Genomic DNA, 17,224 nt, shown 5'->3' with positions numbered 1-17,224 from the left:
AGCCGGTGAGCGCCAGGGCGGGGAGAGGCTTTTTCATGGTGTGGATTTCCCTCCGTCGGGTTGGGAACAGGCGTCCTGGACGTTCCTGCGCAAGCGGTGCAGGACCAGCAGCCGGAATGCGGCGGGTACCACCAGCATCGACAGCAACGGCGCGGTGAGCATGCCGCCGATCATCGGCGCGGCAATGCGCTGCATCACTTCCGAACCGGCGCCGTGGCCGAGCAGAATCGGAAACAGGCCGGCGAGGATCACCGCCACGGTCATCGCCTTCGGCCGCACGCGCTGCACCGCGCCCTCGCGGATCGCCTCGTCCAGCTCGGCCGGCCCCGAGTGCGGATCGATGGCCAACTGGTGGTCCCACGCGTGGCGCAGGTACAGCATCATCACCACGCCGAACTCGGCGGCGACGCCGGCCAACGCGATGAAGCCGATCATCGTCGCCACCGATACCGCATGGCCAAGCAGCCAGATCAGCCACAGTCCGCCGACCAGCGCCAGCGGTACGCTGGCCATGATCACCGCCGCCTCGCTCACCCGGCGGAACACCGCGTAGATCAGCACGAACACGATCAACAGCACGACCGGCACCACCAGGGTCAGCCGCTGCATCGCCTGCGCCAGGTATTCGAACTGGCCCGACCAAGCGACCGTGACGCCCGGTGGCAGGCGCACCTCGCGCGCCACCGCCGCTTGCAAGTCCGCCACCACCGCACCCAGGTCGCGCCCGGCGGTATCGACGTAGACGTAGGTCGCCAACTGGCCGTTCTCGCTCTTCAGCATCGGCGGTCCGGCGACCACCTTGATCTCGGCCACCTGCCCCAGCGTCAGCTGCGCGCCGTTCGCCGCGACGATCGGCAAGGCCTTCAATGCGGCCAGCGAATCGCGATCGGCCCGCGGGTAGCGCAGCACGATGGGATAGCGCTCGCGGCCTTCGACGGTTTGCCCGATCGGATCGCCGCCGACCACCGTCGCCACCAGCTGTTGCACCTGCTGCTGGGTCAGGCCATAGCGTGCGGCCTCGGCGCGGCGGATACGCACGTCGACATAGCGACCGCTGGCCGCCCGCTCGGCAATCGCCGAGCCCACGCCCGGCACCGTGCGTGCTACCGCCTCGATGCGGTCGGCGACCGCCTGCAGGCGGTCCACCTGGCTGCCCAGCACCTTGATGCCGATCGGGCTCTTGATGCCGGTGGCCAGCATGTCGATGCGGTTGCGCAGCGGCGGCACGAACAGGTTGGTCAGACCCGGCACCTGCACCGCCTGGTTCAGCTCCGCCTTGATCTTCGCCATCGTCATGCCCGGTCGCCATTGGTCCTTCGGCTTGAAGGTGATGGTGGTTTCGAACATCTCCATCGGCGCCGGATCGGTGGCGGTGTCGGCGCGGCCAGCCTTGCCGAACACGTGGTCGACCTCAGGCACCGTCTTGATCATGCGGTCGGTGAGCTGCAGCAGTTGCGCCGCCTTGCCGGAGGACAACCCCGGCAATGCGGTGGGCATGTACAACAGCGTGCCCTCGTCCATTGCCGGCATGAACTCGCTGCCGAGCCGGCTGAGCGGGAGCAGCGCGCTGAGCAGCAGGAGTCCGGCCAGTACCAGGGTCGTCTTCGGACGGCGCAGCACCACTTCCAGAATCGGCCGGTACAGCGCAATCAACCAGCGGTTGAGCGGGTTGGCATGTTCCGGCCGGATACGCCCGCGGATCAGATAGCCCATCAGCACCGGCACCAGGGTTACCGCCAGCCCGGCCGCCGCCGCCATTGCGTAGGTCTTGGTGAATGCCAGCGGCTTGAACAGCTTGCCTTCCTGCCCCTGCAGCGCGAACACCGGGATGAACGACAGCGCGATGATCAGCAGGCTGACGAACAGCGCCGGCCCCACCTCTGCCGCCGCCTCGACCACCAGCGACCAGCGCGCTGCACCTTGCGGCTCATCGCCGCCGTGCGCGTCGCGCCAATGCTCGAGGTGCTTGTGCGTGTTCTCGATCATCACCACCGCCGCATCGACCATCGCGCCGATCGCGATGGCGATGCCGCCGAGCGACATCAGGTTCGCCGTCACGCCCTGCAGGTGCAGCGCGATGAACGCGGCCAGCACGCCCAGCGGCAGGCTGACCACCGCCACCAGCGCCGAGCGCAGGTGGCCGAGGAACAGCACGCAGACCAGCGCGACCACCAGAAACTCCTCCAGCAGCTTGCCCCACAGGTTGTCCACCGCCGCGTCGATCAGCTGCGAGCGGTCGTAGGTCGGCACGATCTCGACGCCGGCCGGCAGGCTGCGCTTGAGTTCGGTGAGCTTCGTCTTGACCGCCTCGATCGCGGCCTTCGCGTTCTTGCCCGAACGCAGCACGATGATGCCGCCGGCCACCTCGCCCTGGCCATCCAGTTCCGCAATGCCGCGCCGGAAGCTCGGCCCGCGCCGCACCGTGGCGACCTCGCCCAGCAGCACCGGCACGCCGTTCGCGTTGGTGCCGACCGGCACATGCTCGAAGTCCTCGCGGCTGTGCAGATAGCCTTCGCTGCGCACCATCAGTTCCGCCTCGCCCTGCTCGATCACCGAGCCGCCGCTGGCGCCGTTGGCCGCGCGTACCGCGTCCGTCAGCTGCGCCACGGTGATACCGCGCGCGGCCAGCGCCTGCGGGTCCGGCACGATCTGCCAGGCGCGATCCATGCCGCCCAGGCTGGCCACTTCGGCGACATCCGGCACGGTTTTCAGCTGGTAGCGCAGGAACCAGTCCTGCAGCGCGCGCAGCTCGCCGAGGTCGTGCTTGCCGGTGCGGTCGACCAGCGCGTACTCGTAGATCCAGCCTAGGCCGGTGGCGTCGGGCCCGAGCGACGGATTGACCCCGGCCGGCAGTCGGTCGCGCACCTGGCTCAGGTACTCCAGCACGCGCGAGCGGGCCCAGTACAGGTCGGTGCTGTCGTCGAACAGCACGTAGACGTAGGAGTCGCCGAAGAACGAGTACGCGCGCACCGTGCGGGCACCGGGCACCGACAGCATGGTGGTGGCCAGCGGATAGGTGACCTGGTCCTCGACCACCTGCGGCGATTGCCCGGCCCAGCTGGTGCGGATGATCACCTGGGTATCGGACAGGTCCGGCAACGCGTCGAGCGGCGTGCGCGTCAGCGAGAACATGCCCGCCGCCGCCAGCGCCAGTGCGGCCAGGAGCACGAACACGCGGTTGGCGACGGCAGTGCGGATCAGGGCGGCGATCATGGCCGACCTCCGCTCGGCACCACCTGGCCCGCATGCGAGTCATGCGGGGTTGCCGGACGAAGGGCACTGGCGGCGGCTGCGGGAACCCCTCCGCGTTCGCCAAGGCGTTCCAGCGCACCGGACAGGCTGGCCTCCGAGTCGATCAGGAACTGGCCAGAGACGACGACCTTCTCGCCACCATGCAAGCCATCCAGGATTTCGGTGTAGCCGCCGGACGAACGCCCGGTGCGCACGGCGAGCGGGCGGAACCGGCCGTCCATTTCCGCCACGATCACCCGCGTCTGGGTGCCGGTCGCGATCAAGGCATCGCTCGGCACCACCGGCACCGCCTCGCCGGCGGCCGGCTGTAGTTGCACGGTGGCGAACATGCCCGGACTCAGCCGGCCGTCCGGGTTGGCCAGCACGATGCGCGCGCGCTGGGTGCGCGTGGCATTGTCGATGTCCGGCAGCAGCGTCTCGACGTTGCCGTGGAACACTTGCCCGGGGAACGCATCGACCGTGACGGTGACCGGCGTACCGGCGTGCACCGTGCCGGCGACGGCCTGCGGCAGCGATGCCTCGACCCACACCGTCGCCAGACCGTTCAACATCATCAGCGTCTGCCCGGCGCCGACCCGCTGCCCGTCGCGCACCTCCAGCGTGGTGACCACGCCCGCCTGCGGCGCATGCAGGGTGATCGCCGCGCCCGCGCCGCGCCGTGCGGCGCGGATGTCCGCGGCAGTCAGGCCGAGTACCTGCAGGCGCTCGCGCGCGGCGCTGCGCAAGGCCTTCGCGTCGGCCGACTGCGCGTCCTGCAGCGCGTCGTACTCGGCCAGCGCGCTGCTCCATTGCGGCGCCAGCAGCTCGGCCAGCGGCTCGCCGGCCGCCACTTTCGTGTACGGCGCACGCACCAGCAGTCGGCTGACCACCGCGTCGACGCGGGCGCTCACCGCGCTGGCCTCGCGCGGATTCCATGCCAGCGTGCCGGGTACGCGCAGCACGGTCGGCAGTACCCGGCGCTCGACCGGTGCGGTACGCACGCCGAGGTTCTGCACGGTGGCCGGGTCGATCCGCACGACGCCCGCATCGGCACCGCCGCCGTCGGCGTAGCGGGGCACCATCTGCATGCCCATCGGCGACAGGCCAGGATGGTCGAAATGCTGGCCCGGCACCATCGGGTCGTACCAGTACAACACCTTGCCGGCGGTGTCTGCGGCAGCCGCCGACACCGCCGTGGGCGCAAGCGCCATCGGCGCTTGGCGACGACCGCCGAGGTAGCCGACGACGAGCAGGGCCACCGCCGCAGCGACAGAGGCAAGGATGATCAGCGGACGCTTCATGGCGTCACCTCCGGAGGCAGCAGATAGGCGAGTGAAGCCCACAACCGGGCATGCGCAGCGAGCGCATCCACATAGCTCAGGCGCAGTGCGATCTCGGCGCGGCGGGCATCCAGCCACGGCTGCAGCGGGCCGCCGCCGCGGTAGCCGGCCAGCGCGGTGCGCGCGCGATCGCGTGCCAGCGGCAACAGCGTTTGCCGATAGCGCGTGATTTGTTGCCCCCAGCCCTGCCACGCTGCCAGCGCCCGCGTCACCGCCTCGCGCTGCGCGCGGCGCGCGTCTTCGTGATCGGCCTGCACGGCGTCCCATTGCGCCTGACTGGCGCTGATGCCGCGATCCTGCCGGTTGCGCGTGAACAACGGCAGGCTGACCCCCACCTCGAGCATCACCATGTCCGACAGGCCCGGCGCACGCCGGCCGTAGCTGGCGGTTACGCTCCAGTCCGGGTGGCGCGCCGCGCGCGCCCGTTCGAGCGTCGCCCGCGCCAGTTGCTCGCGCGCGGCCCACGCCTGCAGCGGCGCCTGCTGGTCGATGCCGGCCAACAGGCGCTCGGGTGGCACCGGCAGGCGGTCGAAATCCGGTGTCGCCGCGAGCGTGCCGGGCGACACGCCCAGCCAGCGCTGCAGGCCGGCCTGCGCGGCGATCCGATCGGCCTCGACCGCGGCCAGTCGGTTGTCCAGCGTGGCGAGCTCGGCACGGGTCGCCAGCGCATCGACCGCGCTGCCTTCGCCCCCATGCAGACGTGCCTGGGCGAGCCGCACGGCCAGACTGGCCTCGTCGTGCAGCTCGGCCAGCAGCGCATGCTGCCGCTCGACGGTCCACAGCTCGATCCAGGCGTCGGCGATGCGCTCGCGCACGCTCTGCGCGGCCACCACGCCTTCGGCCTGGGCCGCATCGATCCTGGCGCTGGCCAGATCATGCTCCGCGCGGCGTGCGCTGCGCGACGGGATGGCCTGCATCACGCCGACCGTGCGCTCCGTCATGGCGTCCGAACGCAGACTGAAAGCGCCCGGACCGGTGACGGGAACATTGGCGAAGCCGAACGTGAGCACGGGATCCGGCAACCGCCCTGCTCGCGCTGCCTCTTCGCGGGCAGCGGTACCGTCGGCGGCACGCGCCTCCAGTTGCGGCGCCCGCGCCAGGCCTTGTTGTACGGCCGCTTTCAGGGTCAGCGGCGCTTCGGCGGCAGACGCAACCACGGCCAAGGCCCCGCACAGGAGCAAAGCCACCCCCGCCACCATCGGGCGCCGGGTCAATCGCATGGACAACATGAATGAACACTCCGTCAATCTGCAAACCACGCCGTGCCACGCAGGCACGGCGCCCGTCGGTGGATACCGCGACGGTTCAGATCAAATCAGGAGCGAGCAGAACAACAATCTGGGAAGGGGTGGCCGTTCACGCCAAGGGTCGTGCCGCGCATGGAACCGGTTCGACGGCAATGCGACCATCGTGGCGAACGACGGCGTTGGCGGCAGCGCCGCCAGCGCATTGACCGGCACCGACGCCGTGTAGGCGCCGACCTGGGTGGCGTGGTCGGGTTGGCAGTGCTGGTGGCAGAGGGCGTCGCCCTGGGAGGCCGGCATCTGCGCGCAGTGGTGACCCATCGCCGCCGTCGAATGCGCCTGCACCATCGTCGCCACCGCGCCCGCCGGGGCCGGCGCGACCGCACACACATACGCCGCCACCGCCACCTGCTGCCACAACAGCATCATCGCCACCAGCCAACTGAGGCGGCGGCGGGTACGCAGGCGGAGGTGTCTGGCGCGCTTCATGTCACGGGCAAGGTAGGGTCGACGGCCGCAAGGCTTGTTGATACGTGTCAACTGGGTGGCGGATGCGCGGTTGCCCGGCCGTCAGCGGCTTGCCCATGCCGGCACCGCCGGCCGGTTCGGCCGTGTACTGTCCCAGCCAGCGGCGGACGGCGCTGTCCACCAAGTTCATGTCGCGGCAGACTTGGGCCACGCTCATGCCTTGGTCCCGAAGCATCTGCACCACTTGCAGCTTGAAGGCCGCATCGAAGCTGCGGCGAACGGTTCGGTTCATATCGTTGGTCCTCGTTGGGGCAATGATCCCCTATCGAGGGGTCCGAAAGGATTAGACCAGCACACAGCTTCGCGCCAGCCGCCACGAAATGAAAGCGGGCATGTTGCTCGATGACCTTCGAACCAATGGGTGAAACAAGGCTCGCCTTTCGATGCCACATCCACCCTGACAACCGGAAACCTGAGCACCTGATATCCGTACTGGGCACCGCAAATTGGAAGGGGGTCATGGCACTGGGCATCGGCCCGACCGGCTCATCGTGCGGGCCACCTGAGCCGCGGCTTGCGGCGGTTCAATCCGCCGGCTGGGCGCAACCGCCCTCTTTGTCCGCGCGGTTGTGGATCAAGCGCAGCGTGCATCGCGGCCGTCATCTGCCGTTGCCAGGCGACAATCCGTTGGCGCGCCAACGCCTGTCGCTGCAGCTCCGCCTGATAGCGGCGGCGTCCGTACAGCGCGGCTGCAACGGCTGGCAGCGTAAACACCAGCGCAAACCACCGTGCAAGCGGATGGCCACCAAGCCAAAAGCCGTAGTACGCGCCAACCACGCAGGCGATCAGAATCAGCTCGGCAAGTTTCTTCAGCAGCATGACGCGGCGCATCACCGACCCCGCAACGCAAGAACCATCGGCCCCATCCTCACCGGCCGTACTCGACATGGTTTGCGAAATATCAAATCGGCCCATGCGCGCAACCAACGCCGACAGATTGCCGCAGACGGTGCGACATCGATTGTCCGCAGGAAATAGAATGCACGCGACACCGTTCCGGCAACCGCATCGTGACCACACCCTGCCCGCGACTGTTGATCGTCGACGATGATCCGGGGATCCGCAGCTTGCTGCAGCGCTACCTGGCCGCCCAGGGGCTGCAGGTGGATACCGCCGGCGATGGCGCGCAGATGCGCGCACTGTTGGCACACCAGCCAACCGATCTGGTGTTGCTGGATCTGGGCCTGCCGGGCGAGGACGGCCTGGCGTTGACACGCGAACTGCGTGCCAACTGGCACGGCGCCATCATCATCGTCACCGGCCGCGATGCGCCGGTCGATCGCGTGGTGGGGTTGGAAATCGGTGCCGACGACTACGTGACCAAACCGTTCGACCTGCGTGAGCTGCTGGCGCGCGTCCATTCGGTGTTGCGGCGAACCCGACCAGCCGAGACCAGCGCTCACGTCGATGCAGCCCCCCGGCGCTACGGCTTCGACCGCTTCGTGCTCGACCGCGCCACCCGCGAACTGACCGACAACGGCAAACCGATCCCCCTGACAACCGGCGAATACACGTTGCTGGACGCACTGGTAGCCCAGCCGAACCATGTGCTGTCGCGCGACGAACTGATGGCGCGTCTGCACCGGCGCGATGCCGGCCCAATCGATCGCGCGATCGACATGCAGATCGGCCGCCTGCGGCGCAAGATCGAAGTCGATCCCGGCAATCCGGTGCTGATCAAGTCGGTGCGCAGCGCCGGCTATCTGCTCGCGGCGCGCGTGACGTGCAAGGAAAGTTGACCATGGTCGGGGCACCGGATCAGCGCGATGTGTTCGGCGTGCTGCGCGCCCTGTTCGACATCACTCCGGACGCCATGCTCGCCGTGGACGAGGATGGCCGCATCGCGCTGGCCAACGCGCAGGCGGAGCAGCTGTTTGGCTATGCGCCGGGCGCACTGCACCGCCAGCCGCTGGATGCCCTGTTGCCGCTGCCGCTGCGCTACATGCATGCCGCACATTTTCGCGAATACCTGCGGCGCCCGCGCGTGCGTCGCATGGGCATCAATTACGAGCTGCAAGGCGTGCGCGCCAATGGCGAGAAGTTTGCGGTGGATGTCGGCCTGAGTCCCGTGGCCACCGAACACGGCCCGTTGGCCATCGCGGCCATCCGCGACATTTCCACCACTCAGCGCAGCCAGCAAAGCGCACGGGGTTCGCGGCTGGACAATTTTGTAGTGCAGATCGGCCGGCTGTTGCTGGAGTCGCCCGACCACTGGGACGCCATTGCGCGCATTCCCGAGCAAGTGATGGCAGCGCTCAGCATTGACGCGGTCGCGATCCTGGCCACCGACTGGCATGACAAGCTGCTGCGCGTCCGCGCGGATGCGGGCATTCCGGCCGAAGCCGTGGCACGACTGGCGCCGATCCTGTCGGCCGCGGGCTGCATGCATCACTTCTTCGTCGACCGCGATCTGCCGGCGATGACCATGGATGCCCTCGCGGGCGCGGAGTTTGCGCAGCTGCAGGCGGAACTGGCGCAGATGGGCTTTGGCGACTGCGCCATCGTGCCGTTGTTCGGTTTGTACGAGCCATCCGGGCTGCTGCTCGCGCTCGCCCATGCGCCGCGCCGGTTCGACCATGGTGCGGTGAGCTTCTTGCAATCGGTCGCCAACCTGGTGGCCTCGGCGGTACAGCGGCGGCGCGCCGAGGTGCAGCTTGCGCACGCCCAGCGCCTGGATGCCATCGGCCAGCTGACCGGCGGGATCGCGCACGATTTCAACAACCTGCTGACGGTGATTTCCGGCAATCTGCAGCTGCTCGAAATGGAGTCCGAAAACTCCGACTCGGCCGCGACCTCCATCGCCAGCGCGCGTCACGCAGTGGAGCGCGGCGCCGACCTCACGCGCAAGCTGCTGGCATTCGCCCGCCGCCAATCGCTGCGCCCGACCGCGGTGGCAGTGCGTCCGATGCTGGACACCCTCGGCAACCTGCTGACGCGCACGCTGGGCGAAACCATCGAGCTGAAGATCACCTGCGTCGATGCCTTGCCCGATGTGCAGGCCGACCCCACCGAGCTGGAAACCGCCCTGATCAACCTGGCGTTGAACGCGCGCGACGCGATGCCGCGCGGCGGTCGCCTGGCGCTCGTCGCCGAGCCTTGCACGATCCCCGTGGCCGGGCCGGAGGACATCCCACCAGGCTGCTACGTGACCTTCACCGTGACCGATACCGGCACCGGCATGCCGGCCGAAATCCTGTCGCGCGTGCTGGAGCCGTTCGTCACCACCAAGGAATCCGGCAAGGGAAGCGGCCTCGGCCTGCCGATGGTCTACGGCTTTGTCGAGCAATCGGGCGGGCGCATGACCATCGACAGCCGGCTCGGCTATGGCACCAGCGTGCGGCTGTACCTGCCGGTGGCGACCAATCCGGCGATCGCCGCCGGCGCAAGGCCGGATACCCACGACGCAGAGCGCCATGCCACGGTGCTGGTGGTCGAGGACGACCCCGAGGTGCTCAACATTGCCATCGCGTTCGTGCGATCGCTCGGCCATCGGATACTGGTTGCCCGCGATGCCGGTCAAGCACTGGATATGCTCGCGGAGGAAGCGCAGGTCGACTTGCTGTTCACAGATGTGGTGCTTGGTATCGGCATGGATGGCATCGCGCTGGCGCACGCGGCACGTCTGGCGCGCCCCGGGCTGGCGGTGCTGCTCACCTCCGGCTACCCACGCGGCGAGACGAGCGGCGTCGAAGACGCATCCGAATTCGACCTGCTGCGCAAACCCTACCGGCGCGAGGACTTGGCTGCCGCGCTGACGCGGGCACTCGGCGATTGAGCGCGCCGACTCAATGCACGGCAGCGCCGTCCTCCACCCAGACGCGCAGCGCGTTGGCATCGAGCAGGCGAATCTGCCTGCGCGATACCGCGATCAGACCCCGCCTGGCGAGCCCAGCCAGCGCGCGTGTCACCGTTTCGTGCTGTACCGCGAGGAAGCTGGCGATGTCGGCGCGCCCCATGGCCAGCACGAACTGTGACTGCCCGCAATGCGCGGCGTGGTTGAGTAGAAACGCGGCAACCCGACGCTCCGCCGCCAGTGTGCCGATTGCCAGCATCCAGCCGTGGTCGCGGCGCACCTCGCTGGCAACCGCGGCAGTCAAGCCGGACTGCAGCGCCGGGTTGCCGGTGCACACGCCGAGCATCGCGTAGTACGGCAGGCACCAGACTTCCGTGTCAGCGAGCGCGACCACGTCGCAACCGTAGGTCTCCAGCCCGATCGACTCGACGCCCAGCAACTCGCCGCGCATGCGAAATCCGGTGACCTGCTCGCGACCATCGCTGCTCAGCAGACAGCTCTTGAGCAAGCCCTCGTGCACCAGGTACAGCGCATTGAACGGCTGCCCCGCGCGATACAGGTGATCGCCCGCTTTCAGCTTGCGCCGCGCCAGGGCAAGGTGCTCGCGGAACGGTTCGACATCGAGCGCCCACGTCGTGTGCGGCATCGGCGTGGCGGCTCGGCGGTGGCAATCGGCAAGGGCAAGGTTCATGGGGCTCGGCCGAATTGAAATGACGGCTGCACCATAGCCGTGCGCCACTGGAGGCTGGGCCACAAACCGGAAACGGCGGGTAACGGTATGTAACAAGCACGGTTGCTGCCGCTCGCAAGTTGATATCTGTCAACGTGGACACGCTGCCTCTGCGCAGAGTCGCGTTGACCCTTTCGAGTTGTCACCTGCATGCCCGCCTTACCCACTGATTCGCCCTTTCTTTGCGCCGCATCGGTGGAGGCGTGGGATGCATGGTTCCGCTGGCGCGACGCCAAGAGGCTGCACGACGTGTCGATCGAGGACACCTGGCAGCGGATCGCCACGGCGCTTGCCGCTGCGGAGCCTCACGCCGGGCGAGTGAGGTGGTTGAACCGCTTCGTCGAGGACATGGCGCAGTGGCGGGTGCTGCCCGACGAGCGGCTCTACCAGCTCGGCACCGGGACGCTCGCCCTGCGCAGCGGCCCACTGCACGCTACGCTGAACGCCGCGTGCTTCGTCTCCCGGCCGGGTACGCCCAGCGCATTTTCCGACTACGGTGCAGTCGCGCGCAGCGCCGGCCTGGCGCTGCGCCTGCTGGACGATGCACTGCTGCTGGTCGGACGCACCGATACCCACGTGCGCATCGGCATCATGGGCATCGCCGACGCATTGGCGTTGCTGGGCCTGGATTACGCCAGCGCGGCTGCCTGCGACACCGCGCGGCGGTTCGCGGAAGCACTCGACGAGGGCTGCCGGCAAGCCAATCACGAGCTGGCCATGGCGCGCGGAGCCACCGCTTCCCTGCGCGGCGAGACACCGCTGACGGTGACCCGCCGCTACCCCTCGCCCGCGGTGCGTCGATCCGGTGTGCCCCACCGCTGGCGCTATCGCAGCATCACCGCGATCGATAGTCAGCGCCGCCTAGCCCTGCTGGCCAACGACGTCAGCGATGCACTGGATCCCCTGCCCGCCGGCTGGCGCTCGCACCGGATCGACGCCCCCGGCGGCGCCCGTCTGGTGCTCTCGCCGGGGTACGCCGCAACCGTACTGCAACACAGTGCGCCCATCGCGGGCGACCCGGCAGCAGCGGGCGACAGCGCCGTCTGGCAGGCACAGCTGCGCCTGCGCGCCGCGCTGCAACCGCAGATCGACGAGCCGATCGACTACCCACTGGCCCTGGCCGCCAGCCCGACCGCAGACCTGCGCCAGCAAGTGGAAGCGTTGGCGCGGCAAATGGCAGTGGCCACCCCGCGCTGGCCGTTGATGCTTGCCGCCCGCTCTTCTGCGCGACAGCCCACACACCCCAGCTGAGCGATTCAGGTGGTTGCCCGCACGCGGTCGTGCGGCAACAGCCAGCGCACCGCAAGCAGACCCAACTCGTAGAGCAGACACATCGGAATCGCCAGCAGGATCATCGAGACGATATCCGGCGGGGTGATCAGCGCGGCCACGGCGGAATGCACCGACCACCGCATACCGGCGCCCCTGGCGCAGGCGGTCGAGATCGACCACGCCCAACGCGGCAAGGATCACCACCGCCACCGGAATCTCGAAGCACGCGCCAAAGGCCAACAACACCAGGGTGACGAAATCGAGGTAGTGCGCGATGTCGGTCATCATCGCCACGCTGTGCGGCGTGGCCGCGGTGAAGAACCGGAACGCCGCCGGCAGCACGGCAAGAAACGCGAACGCGCAGCCGAGGTAGAACAGCAGCACCGCGGATACCAGCAGCGGCCGCGCCAGCCGTTTCTCGCTCGCATACAGGCCCGGCCGCACGAACGCCCACGCCTGGTAGAGCACCACCGGCATGCCGGCGAACAGCGCCGCATACAGCGCCAGCTTGAGCGGGGTCAGGAACGGGCTGGTGACCTCGGTGGCGATCAGGTGCGCGCCGGCGGGCAGGCGCGCCACCAGCGGCCGCGCCAGGGCGGCGTACAGGCGGTTCGCAAACGGCATCAGGGCCGCAAACACCAGCCCCACGCCGGCCGTTGCCTTGAGCAGGCGCGAGCGCAGTTCCAGCAGGTGCGGAAACATGCCCCGCGGCAAGGCCGCAGTGACGGTATCGGGCGCGGCGTCGTTCACGCGGGGTCGTCGCGGCGGGCATCGCCGCCGGGTGCGACGGGCGCCGGCGCGGCCACGGCATCCACCGCATCACGCAGGTCGCTGGCGAGCGTCGCGGCCTGCGATTCCAGCGCGACGGCCTGCGTGTGCGCCGCGCCGACCGCCGTCTTGAGCTCGGCGTACTGCAGGTCGCGCGCCACTTCCGCCTGCACGCTGGCCCAACCGCCACGCAGCCGGCGCAGCAGCGCCCCGGCGGTGCGCGCCGCCACCGGCAGTTTCTCCGGCCCCAGCACCACCAGCGCGATCAGCGCCAGCAGGATCAGCTTGCCGAAATCCAGCTCGATCATGGCGGTCGCCTAGCTGCGCGCGACCTTGTCGCCCGCGGGTACCGACTCGCCGGTGGCGGCCGCGTCGGCCTGCAGGCGCTCGACCGGCTTCGGCGCCGGTTCGGTGCCCATGCTCTCCTTGAAACCGCGGATGGCCGCGCCGAGGTCGGGGCCGATCTTGCTCAGCTTGCCGGTGCCGAACACCAGCGCCACCACCACCAGCAGCAACAACAGATGCCAGATGCTCATGGGTCCACTCTCCGTCGATGAAACAGGCACTGCTCAGTGCGGGACATGCGCGGACATCGCGTGCCCCGGCGACGTGCCGGCCATGCCGGCGTGCATGCCCGGCATGCCGGTTGCCGGCGCTGCGAGGCCCATGCCGGAGCCGGCAGCGCAGGCGCGGAACCGCGCATGCATCGTGCTGCCTGGTGCCGGGCAACGGGTGTCCAGCGCGGCGGTCAACGCGGCATCGACGTCGTCGAACCGCACCACCTGTCCGCCGTGGCGGCGCACGAAATCCGCCGCGGCCGGCGCACTGGCAAACGAGGCGAAGGTCGGCCCCATCATGCCGGCGAGCGGCTGCCAGGCCACGTAGTACGCCGTGCGCGCGTCGATGAAACTGCGCGGCGATGACGGCGGCCGCCGCCAGTCGGCACCGGCCATGTCCTGCACGTAGAGCTGGCCGAGCTGGTGGCGGTTTTCCGGCTGCAGGATGAAGGCGAAGAAATCGCGCACCGAGCCAAACTTGAGCGGCGCCGGCTGGCCGGCCAGGTAGGCCTCGGCCCGCGGCCCGGGTGCACCGGCGATCGCCATGCCGCAGCCCACGCTGGTGTCGTCGGCCGCGATCGCCACCGCCGGTTGCGCCACCGTTGCCACCTGCCGCCCGCAGCCGGCGGCACCGAGCACCGCCAGTGCCAGCCACACCCCGTGCATCGCGTGCATGCTCATGCCTCCTCGCGTCGGAACAGCCACTGCGCCAGGCCGAACGGCACTACCACCCACAGCACCAGCGCCAGGTACAGGCCCCACAGCGGGTAGGCGTGCCCCGCGGTCATGCCCATGAAGAGCTCGTTGCCGCTGCCGGCGCCGAGCGTGGTGAGGTTGACCAGGCGGAACACGTCGACCGGGTTGAGGTACAGCAGATACGGAAACGCAGCGCGCTCCCATCCGCTGCCGCCGCTGAGCACCAGCACCGCCAGCAGGCACAGGTCGAACACCACCACCGCCATGAGCCACACCAGGAGCGCGATGCCGGCAGCGCGCGCCTTGTCGCGCGCCGCCGTGCCGACGATGGCGGCCAGCGCGATGAAGCACGCGCCGAGCAGTGCGCCGCTCAGCATGAAATTGCCCAGGCTGCGCCAGGCGTCCAGCGTGCGCGCCTCCGGCTGCATCACCTGGATCGCGATGGCGGCCACGCCGAACCCGGCCAGCATGGCGCCGGCCATCGCGCTGCAGTGGCCGACGAACTTGCCGGCCAGCAACGTGGCGCGCGAGATCGGGTAGCTCAGCATCAGCAGCAGCGTGCCCTTGTCCTGCTCGCCGACGATCATGTCGTAGGCCAGCAGCAGGCCGATCAGCGGCACGATGAACGCGGCCAGCGTGGTGAGGCTCGCCAGCGTGGCATTGAACGAGGTGAAGCCGACCTTGCCGGCCGCCGCGCCGCCGAAATAGGAAATGACCAGCGCCAGCGCGGCAAACAGCACCGCCACCGCGATCGTCCAGCGGCTGCGGAAATCGTCGCGGAATTCCTTGCCGGCAATGATGCCCACGTTGTTCATCGCATGCCCTCCCCCTGGCGTGGGCCGGCGCCGAGGTGGTCGTACAGGCGCGCCAGCGAGGCCTCCTTCACCACGATGTCGCCGACCTCGGCGCGCGCGGCGAGCCGTTGCAGCAGGGCGAGCTTCGCGCTGCCGGCCACCTCGATCTCGTAGCGGCCGTCGTTGGCCACGTGGTACAGCGCGCCGCTGGCGTGCAACTCGCGCAGGAACTGCGCGGCATCGTCGTCGCGCCGCAGGCGCACCTGCATCAGGTCCGGCAGCCCGGCACGCTGGCGCAGGTCCTGCATGCTGCCGGCGGCCAGCAGTTCGCCCTGGCGCAGGATCAGCGCGCTGTCGATGTGCGGCTCCAGCTCGGCCAGCAGGTGCGAGGACACCAGCACGCCGCAGCCCTGCGCGCGCAGTTGCGCGATGACGCCATACAGCTCGCGCGTGGCCTGCGGGTCGAGGCCGCTGGTGGGCTCGTCCAGCACGACCACCTCGGGGTTGCCGAGCAGCGCCTGCGCCACGCCGAGGCGTTGGCGCATGCCCTTGGAATATGCCGCCACGCGCCGGTCCCGGGCCGCGGCAAGGCCGACGCGTTCGAGCAGCTCGTCGACCTGCGCCCGCGGCGCGCGCTTGAGCGCAGCGAGGTAGGCCAGCACCTCGCGGCCGGTCAGGTTGCCGTAGAAGGCGACGTTTTCCGGCAGGTAGCCGATGCGTCGCCGGAGTGCCGCCGACCCCGCGCCCCACGGCGAGGCGCCGAGCACGGCGATGTGCCCGGCGCTCGGGCGGATCAGCCCCAGCACCAGCTTGATCAGGGTCGACTTGCCCGCGCCGTTGTGCCCTAGCAGGCCGACCACGTTGCCCATCGCCACCCGGGCGCTGACGTGCTCCAGCGCGACGCATGCCGGGTAATGCTTGGCCAGGGCTTCGACTACGATCGCGTCGGTCATGGCTGGTGTCCTCTCCACGCTGCGGGAATGGCCATCAGCGGAAAGTGGTCGCTGACGCCGGGGGCGGCAAACACAGGGAACGCGCGCTGCACGTAGCGCAGCAGCAGCACCGACGGGCTGGACATCAGCAGCCGCGCGTCGGGGTATTTCCACATCAGCGCATCGACGCCGTCGTTCGGCCGGTACGGCACGTCGCCGATGCCGTTGCCATCGAGATCCCAGCCGGCGTAGTTGCTCCAGTAGTTGCCGTGTCCGGGCCGCGACCATTCCTGCGCGGCGTTCTGCACGTACATCACCTGGGTGCGGTTGCCGAGGAACGCATTGCCCACGATGCGGTTGGCGTTGGACCCGGCGGTGACGTGGATGCCGATGCGCGAGTCGGCCAGCAGGTTGTCGACGATGGCGTTGCCCTGCGACAGGTAGACGAACAGCGCCTTGCCTTCGGCGCCGACGATGACGTTGCCGTCGGCGTCGAACTGCCCGGCGATGCCGCGGATCTCGTTGCCGCGGATCTCGCTGTCGTTGATGTAGTTGAGCAGGATGCCGTACGACATGTCGCGATAGGCGCGGTTGCCGACCACGCGCAGATGGTCGGAGGCCATCAGCGCGAAACCGGCGGTGTTGTCGTGGCTGACATTGCCGGTCAGCTCGTTGTGTTTGGAATACATGTAGTGCACGCCGTAGCGCACGCCGTGGATGTGGTTGTCGCGGATCACGTTGTCCGGGCTGATGTAGACGTAGATGCCGTCGCGCGTGCCGCTGACGTCGTTGTGCGCGATGGTGCAGCCGGTGTCGTTCCACAGGTGGATGCCGTCGCCGCGATCGGGCGGGCGCAGGCCGGGCATGCCGACGATGGTGTTGCCGCGCACGTCCACCGCGGCCGGGCCGTCGAGGTACACGCCGAACAGCACGTCCTCGATGCGGTTGTCCAGCACCTGCGCGCCGCGCGCGGCCTGGCCGACGCGGATGCCGGCGTCGGTGGCGGTGAGGTCGCTGCCCGAGCGGCGCACCACGAGTCCGCGCACGGTCACCCCGGGCGCCGTGATCGTCACCACGCTGCCGGTGCCGTCGCCGTCCAGCACCGCGCCCGGCGCGCCGGCCAGGGTCAGCGGCTTGTCCAGCACCAGATGCAGGTGGTGGACCCCGGGCGGCACGGTCACCGTCGCGCCCGGCCGCGCGGCCGCGACCGCCTGCAGCACGGCGTCGGCGGCCGGCGCCGCCTGCAGCAGCGTGCAGGCGCCAAGCAGCATGCCGGCGAGCAGGAGCAGGTGACGGGGCGTCATGGTCTTCGCAGGCTGCGGCGGTTGCCGGTCGGGGC

At 69.4% G+C, this 17,224-nt stretch carries 15 protein-coding genes and 2 pseudogenes; 4 read left to right on the top strand and 13 right to left on the bottom strand.

From position 1 onward, the window contains the following. Positions 1-33 precede the first annotated feature (33 nt). From AC3WP6_RS01185 to AC3WP6_RS01165, 5 genes and pseudogenes are all read right to left on the bottom strand, one after another. Complete coding sequence (locus AC3WP6_RS01185) at positions 34-3,213, bottom strand: efflux RND transporter permease subunit (RefSeq protein ID WP_492625967.1); 3,180 nt, start codon at positions 3,211-3,213, stop codon at positions 34-36. Beyond that, positions 3,210-4,532 carry an efflux RND transporter periplasmic adaptor subunit gene (locus tag AC3WP6_RS01180; protein ID WP_492625966.1) on the bottom strand — a complete coding sequence of 441 codons (1,323 nt, stop codon included), beginning with the start codon at positions 4,530-4,532 and terminating at the stop codon, positions 3,210-3,212. Before AC3WP6_RS01180 ends, AC3WP6_RS01185 begins: the two co-directional genes overlap by 4 nt. Continuing rightward, positions 4,529-5,800 carry a TolC family protein gene (locus AC3WP6_RS01175; RefSeq protein WP_492625965.1) on the bottom strand — a complete coding sequence of 424 codons (1,272 nt, stop codon included), beginning with the start codon at positions 5,798-5,800 and terminating at the stop codon, positions 4,529-4,531. The genes AC3WP6_RS01180 and AC3WP6_RS01175 overlap by 4 nt, the downstream gene beginning before the upstream one ends. Positions 5,801-5,881: 81 nt before the next feature. Then, positions 5,882-6,304 carry a hypothetical protein gene (locus AC3WP6_RS01170; protein ID WP_492625964.1) on the bottom strand — a complete coding sequence of 141 codons (423 nt, stop codon included), beginning with the start codon at positions 6,302-6,304 and terminating at the stop codon, positions 5,882-5,884. A gap of 58 nt (positions 6,305-6,362) precedes the next feature. Then, positions 6,363-6,575, bottom strand: a pseudogene (locus tag AC3WP6_RS01165) (transposase); the annotation flags it as partial. Positions 6,576-6,802: 227 nt separating this feature from the next. On the opposite strand from AC3WP6_RS01165, the gene AC3WP6_RS01160 reads away from it, so the two are divergent. The 3 genes from AC3WP6_RS01160 to AC3WP6_RS01150 are packed head-to-tail and all read left to right on the top strand — an operon-like array spanning position 6,803 to position 10,118. After that, entirely contained in the window at positions 6,803-7,321 is a 519-nt protein-coding gene (locus tag AC3WP6_RS01160) for a hypothetical protein (protein WP_492625963.1), read from the top strand. A gap of 32 nt (positions 7,322-7,353) precedes the next feature. Next, entirely contained in the window at positions 7,354-8,082 is a 729-nt protein-coding gene (locus AC3WP6_RS01155) for a response regulator (protein WP_492625962.1), read from the top strand. 2 nt (positions 8,083-8,084) lie between these two features. After that, the gene (locus tag AC3WP6_RS01150) at positions 8,085-10,118 is read left to right on the top strand and encodes an ATP-binding protein (protein ID WP_492625961.1); all 2,034 of its coding nucleotides are present in this window, start codon (positions 8,085-8,087) and stop codon (positions 10,116-10,118) included. 10 nt (positions 10,119-10,128) lie between these two features. On the opposite strand, the gene AC3WP6_RS01145 is transcribed toward AC3WP6_RS01150, so the two are convergent. Continuing rightward, positions 10,129-10,827, bottom strand: coding sequence for a Crp/Fnr family transcriptional regulator (locus tag AC3WP6_RS01145; RefSeq protein ID WP_492625960.1), 699 nt, complete (start codon positions 10,825-10,827; stop codon positions 10,129-10,131). Positions 10,828-11,016: 189 nt separating this feature from the next. On the opposite strand from AC3WP6_RS01145, the gene AC3WP6_RS01140 reads away from it, so the two are divergent. After that, entirely contained in the window at positions 11,017-12,117 is a 1,101-nt protein-coding gene (locus AC3WP6_RS01140) for a ribonucleotide reductase barrel domain-containing protein (RefSeq protein ID WP_492625959.1), read from the top strand. A 5-nt stretch (positions 12,118-12,122) separates the two neighbouring features. On the opposite strand, the pseudogene tatC reads toward AC3WP6_RS01140, so the two are convergent. The 7 genes and pseudogenes from tatC to AC3WP6_RS01105 form a co-directional block, all read right to left on the bottom strand. Further along, positions 12,123-12,840, bottom strand: a pseudogene (gene tatC / locus AC3WP6_RS01135) (twin-arginine translocase subunit TatC). A gap of 44 nt (positions 12,841-12,884) precedes the next feature. Next, positions 12,885-13,214 (bottom strand): Sec-independent protein translocase protein TatB, encoded by a 330-nt coding sequence (gene tatB, locus AC3WP6_RS01130; RefSeq protein ID WP_492625958.1) that lies wholly within the window; start codon positions 13,212-13,214, stop codon positions 12,885-12,887. A gap of 9 nt (positions 13,215-13,223) precedes the next feature. Next, positions 13,224-13,442, bottom strand: a complete 219-nt coding sequence (tatA, locus tag AC3WP6_RS01125) for a twin-arginine translocase TatA/TatE family subunit (protein ID WP_492625957.1) — start codon at positions 13,440-13,442, stop codon at positions 13,224-13,226. 33 nt (positions 13,443-13,475) lie between these two features. Next, positions 13,476-14,138 carry a nitrous oxide reductase accessory protein NosL gene (locus AC3WP6_RS01120; RefSeq protein WP_492625956.1) on the bottom strand — a complete coding sequence of 221 codons (663 nt, stop codon included), beginning with the start codon at positions 14,136-14,138 and terminating at the stop codon, positions 13,476-13,478. 2 nt (positions 14,139-14,140) lie between these two features. Then, entirely contained in the window at positions 14,141-14,974 is an 834-nt protein-coding gene (locus AC3WP6_RS01115) for an ABC transporter permease subunit (RefSeq protein WP_492625955.1), read from the bottom strand. Beyond that, positions 14,971-15,906: an ABC transporter ATP-binding protein gene (locus tag AC3WP6_RS01110; RefSeq protein ID WP_492625954.1), complete on the bottom strand. Its 936-nt coding sequence runs from the start codon at positions 15,904-15,906 to the stop codon at positions 14,971-14,973. Before AC3WP6_RS01110 ends, AC3WP6_RS01115 begins: the two co-directional genes overlap by 4 nt. Beyond that, a complete protein-coding gene (locus AC3WP6_RS01105; protein ID WP_492625953.1) occupies positions 15,903-17,189 on the bottom strand; it encodes a nitrous oxide reductase family maturation protein NosD in 1,287 nt (428 codons plus the stop codon). The genes AC3WP6_RS01110 and AC3WP6_RS01105 overlap by 4 nt, the downstream gene beginning before the upstream one ends. Positions 17,190-17,224 lie beyond the last annotated feature (35 nt).

The organism is Rhodanobacter sp. FW106-HT46G03 (genome assembly GCF_058789895.1).
Note: the sequence above shows the minus strand (reverse complement) of the source record. Positions and strands in the feature narration are given on the sequence as shown.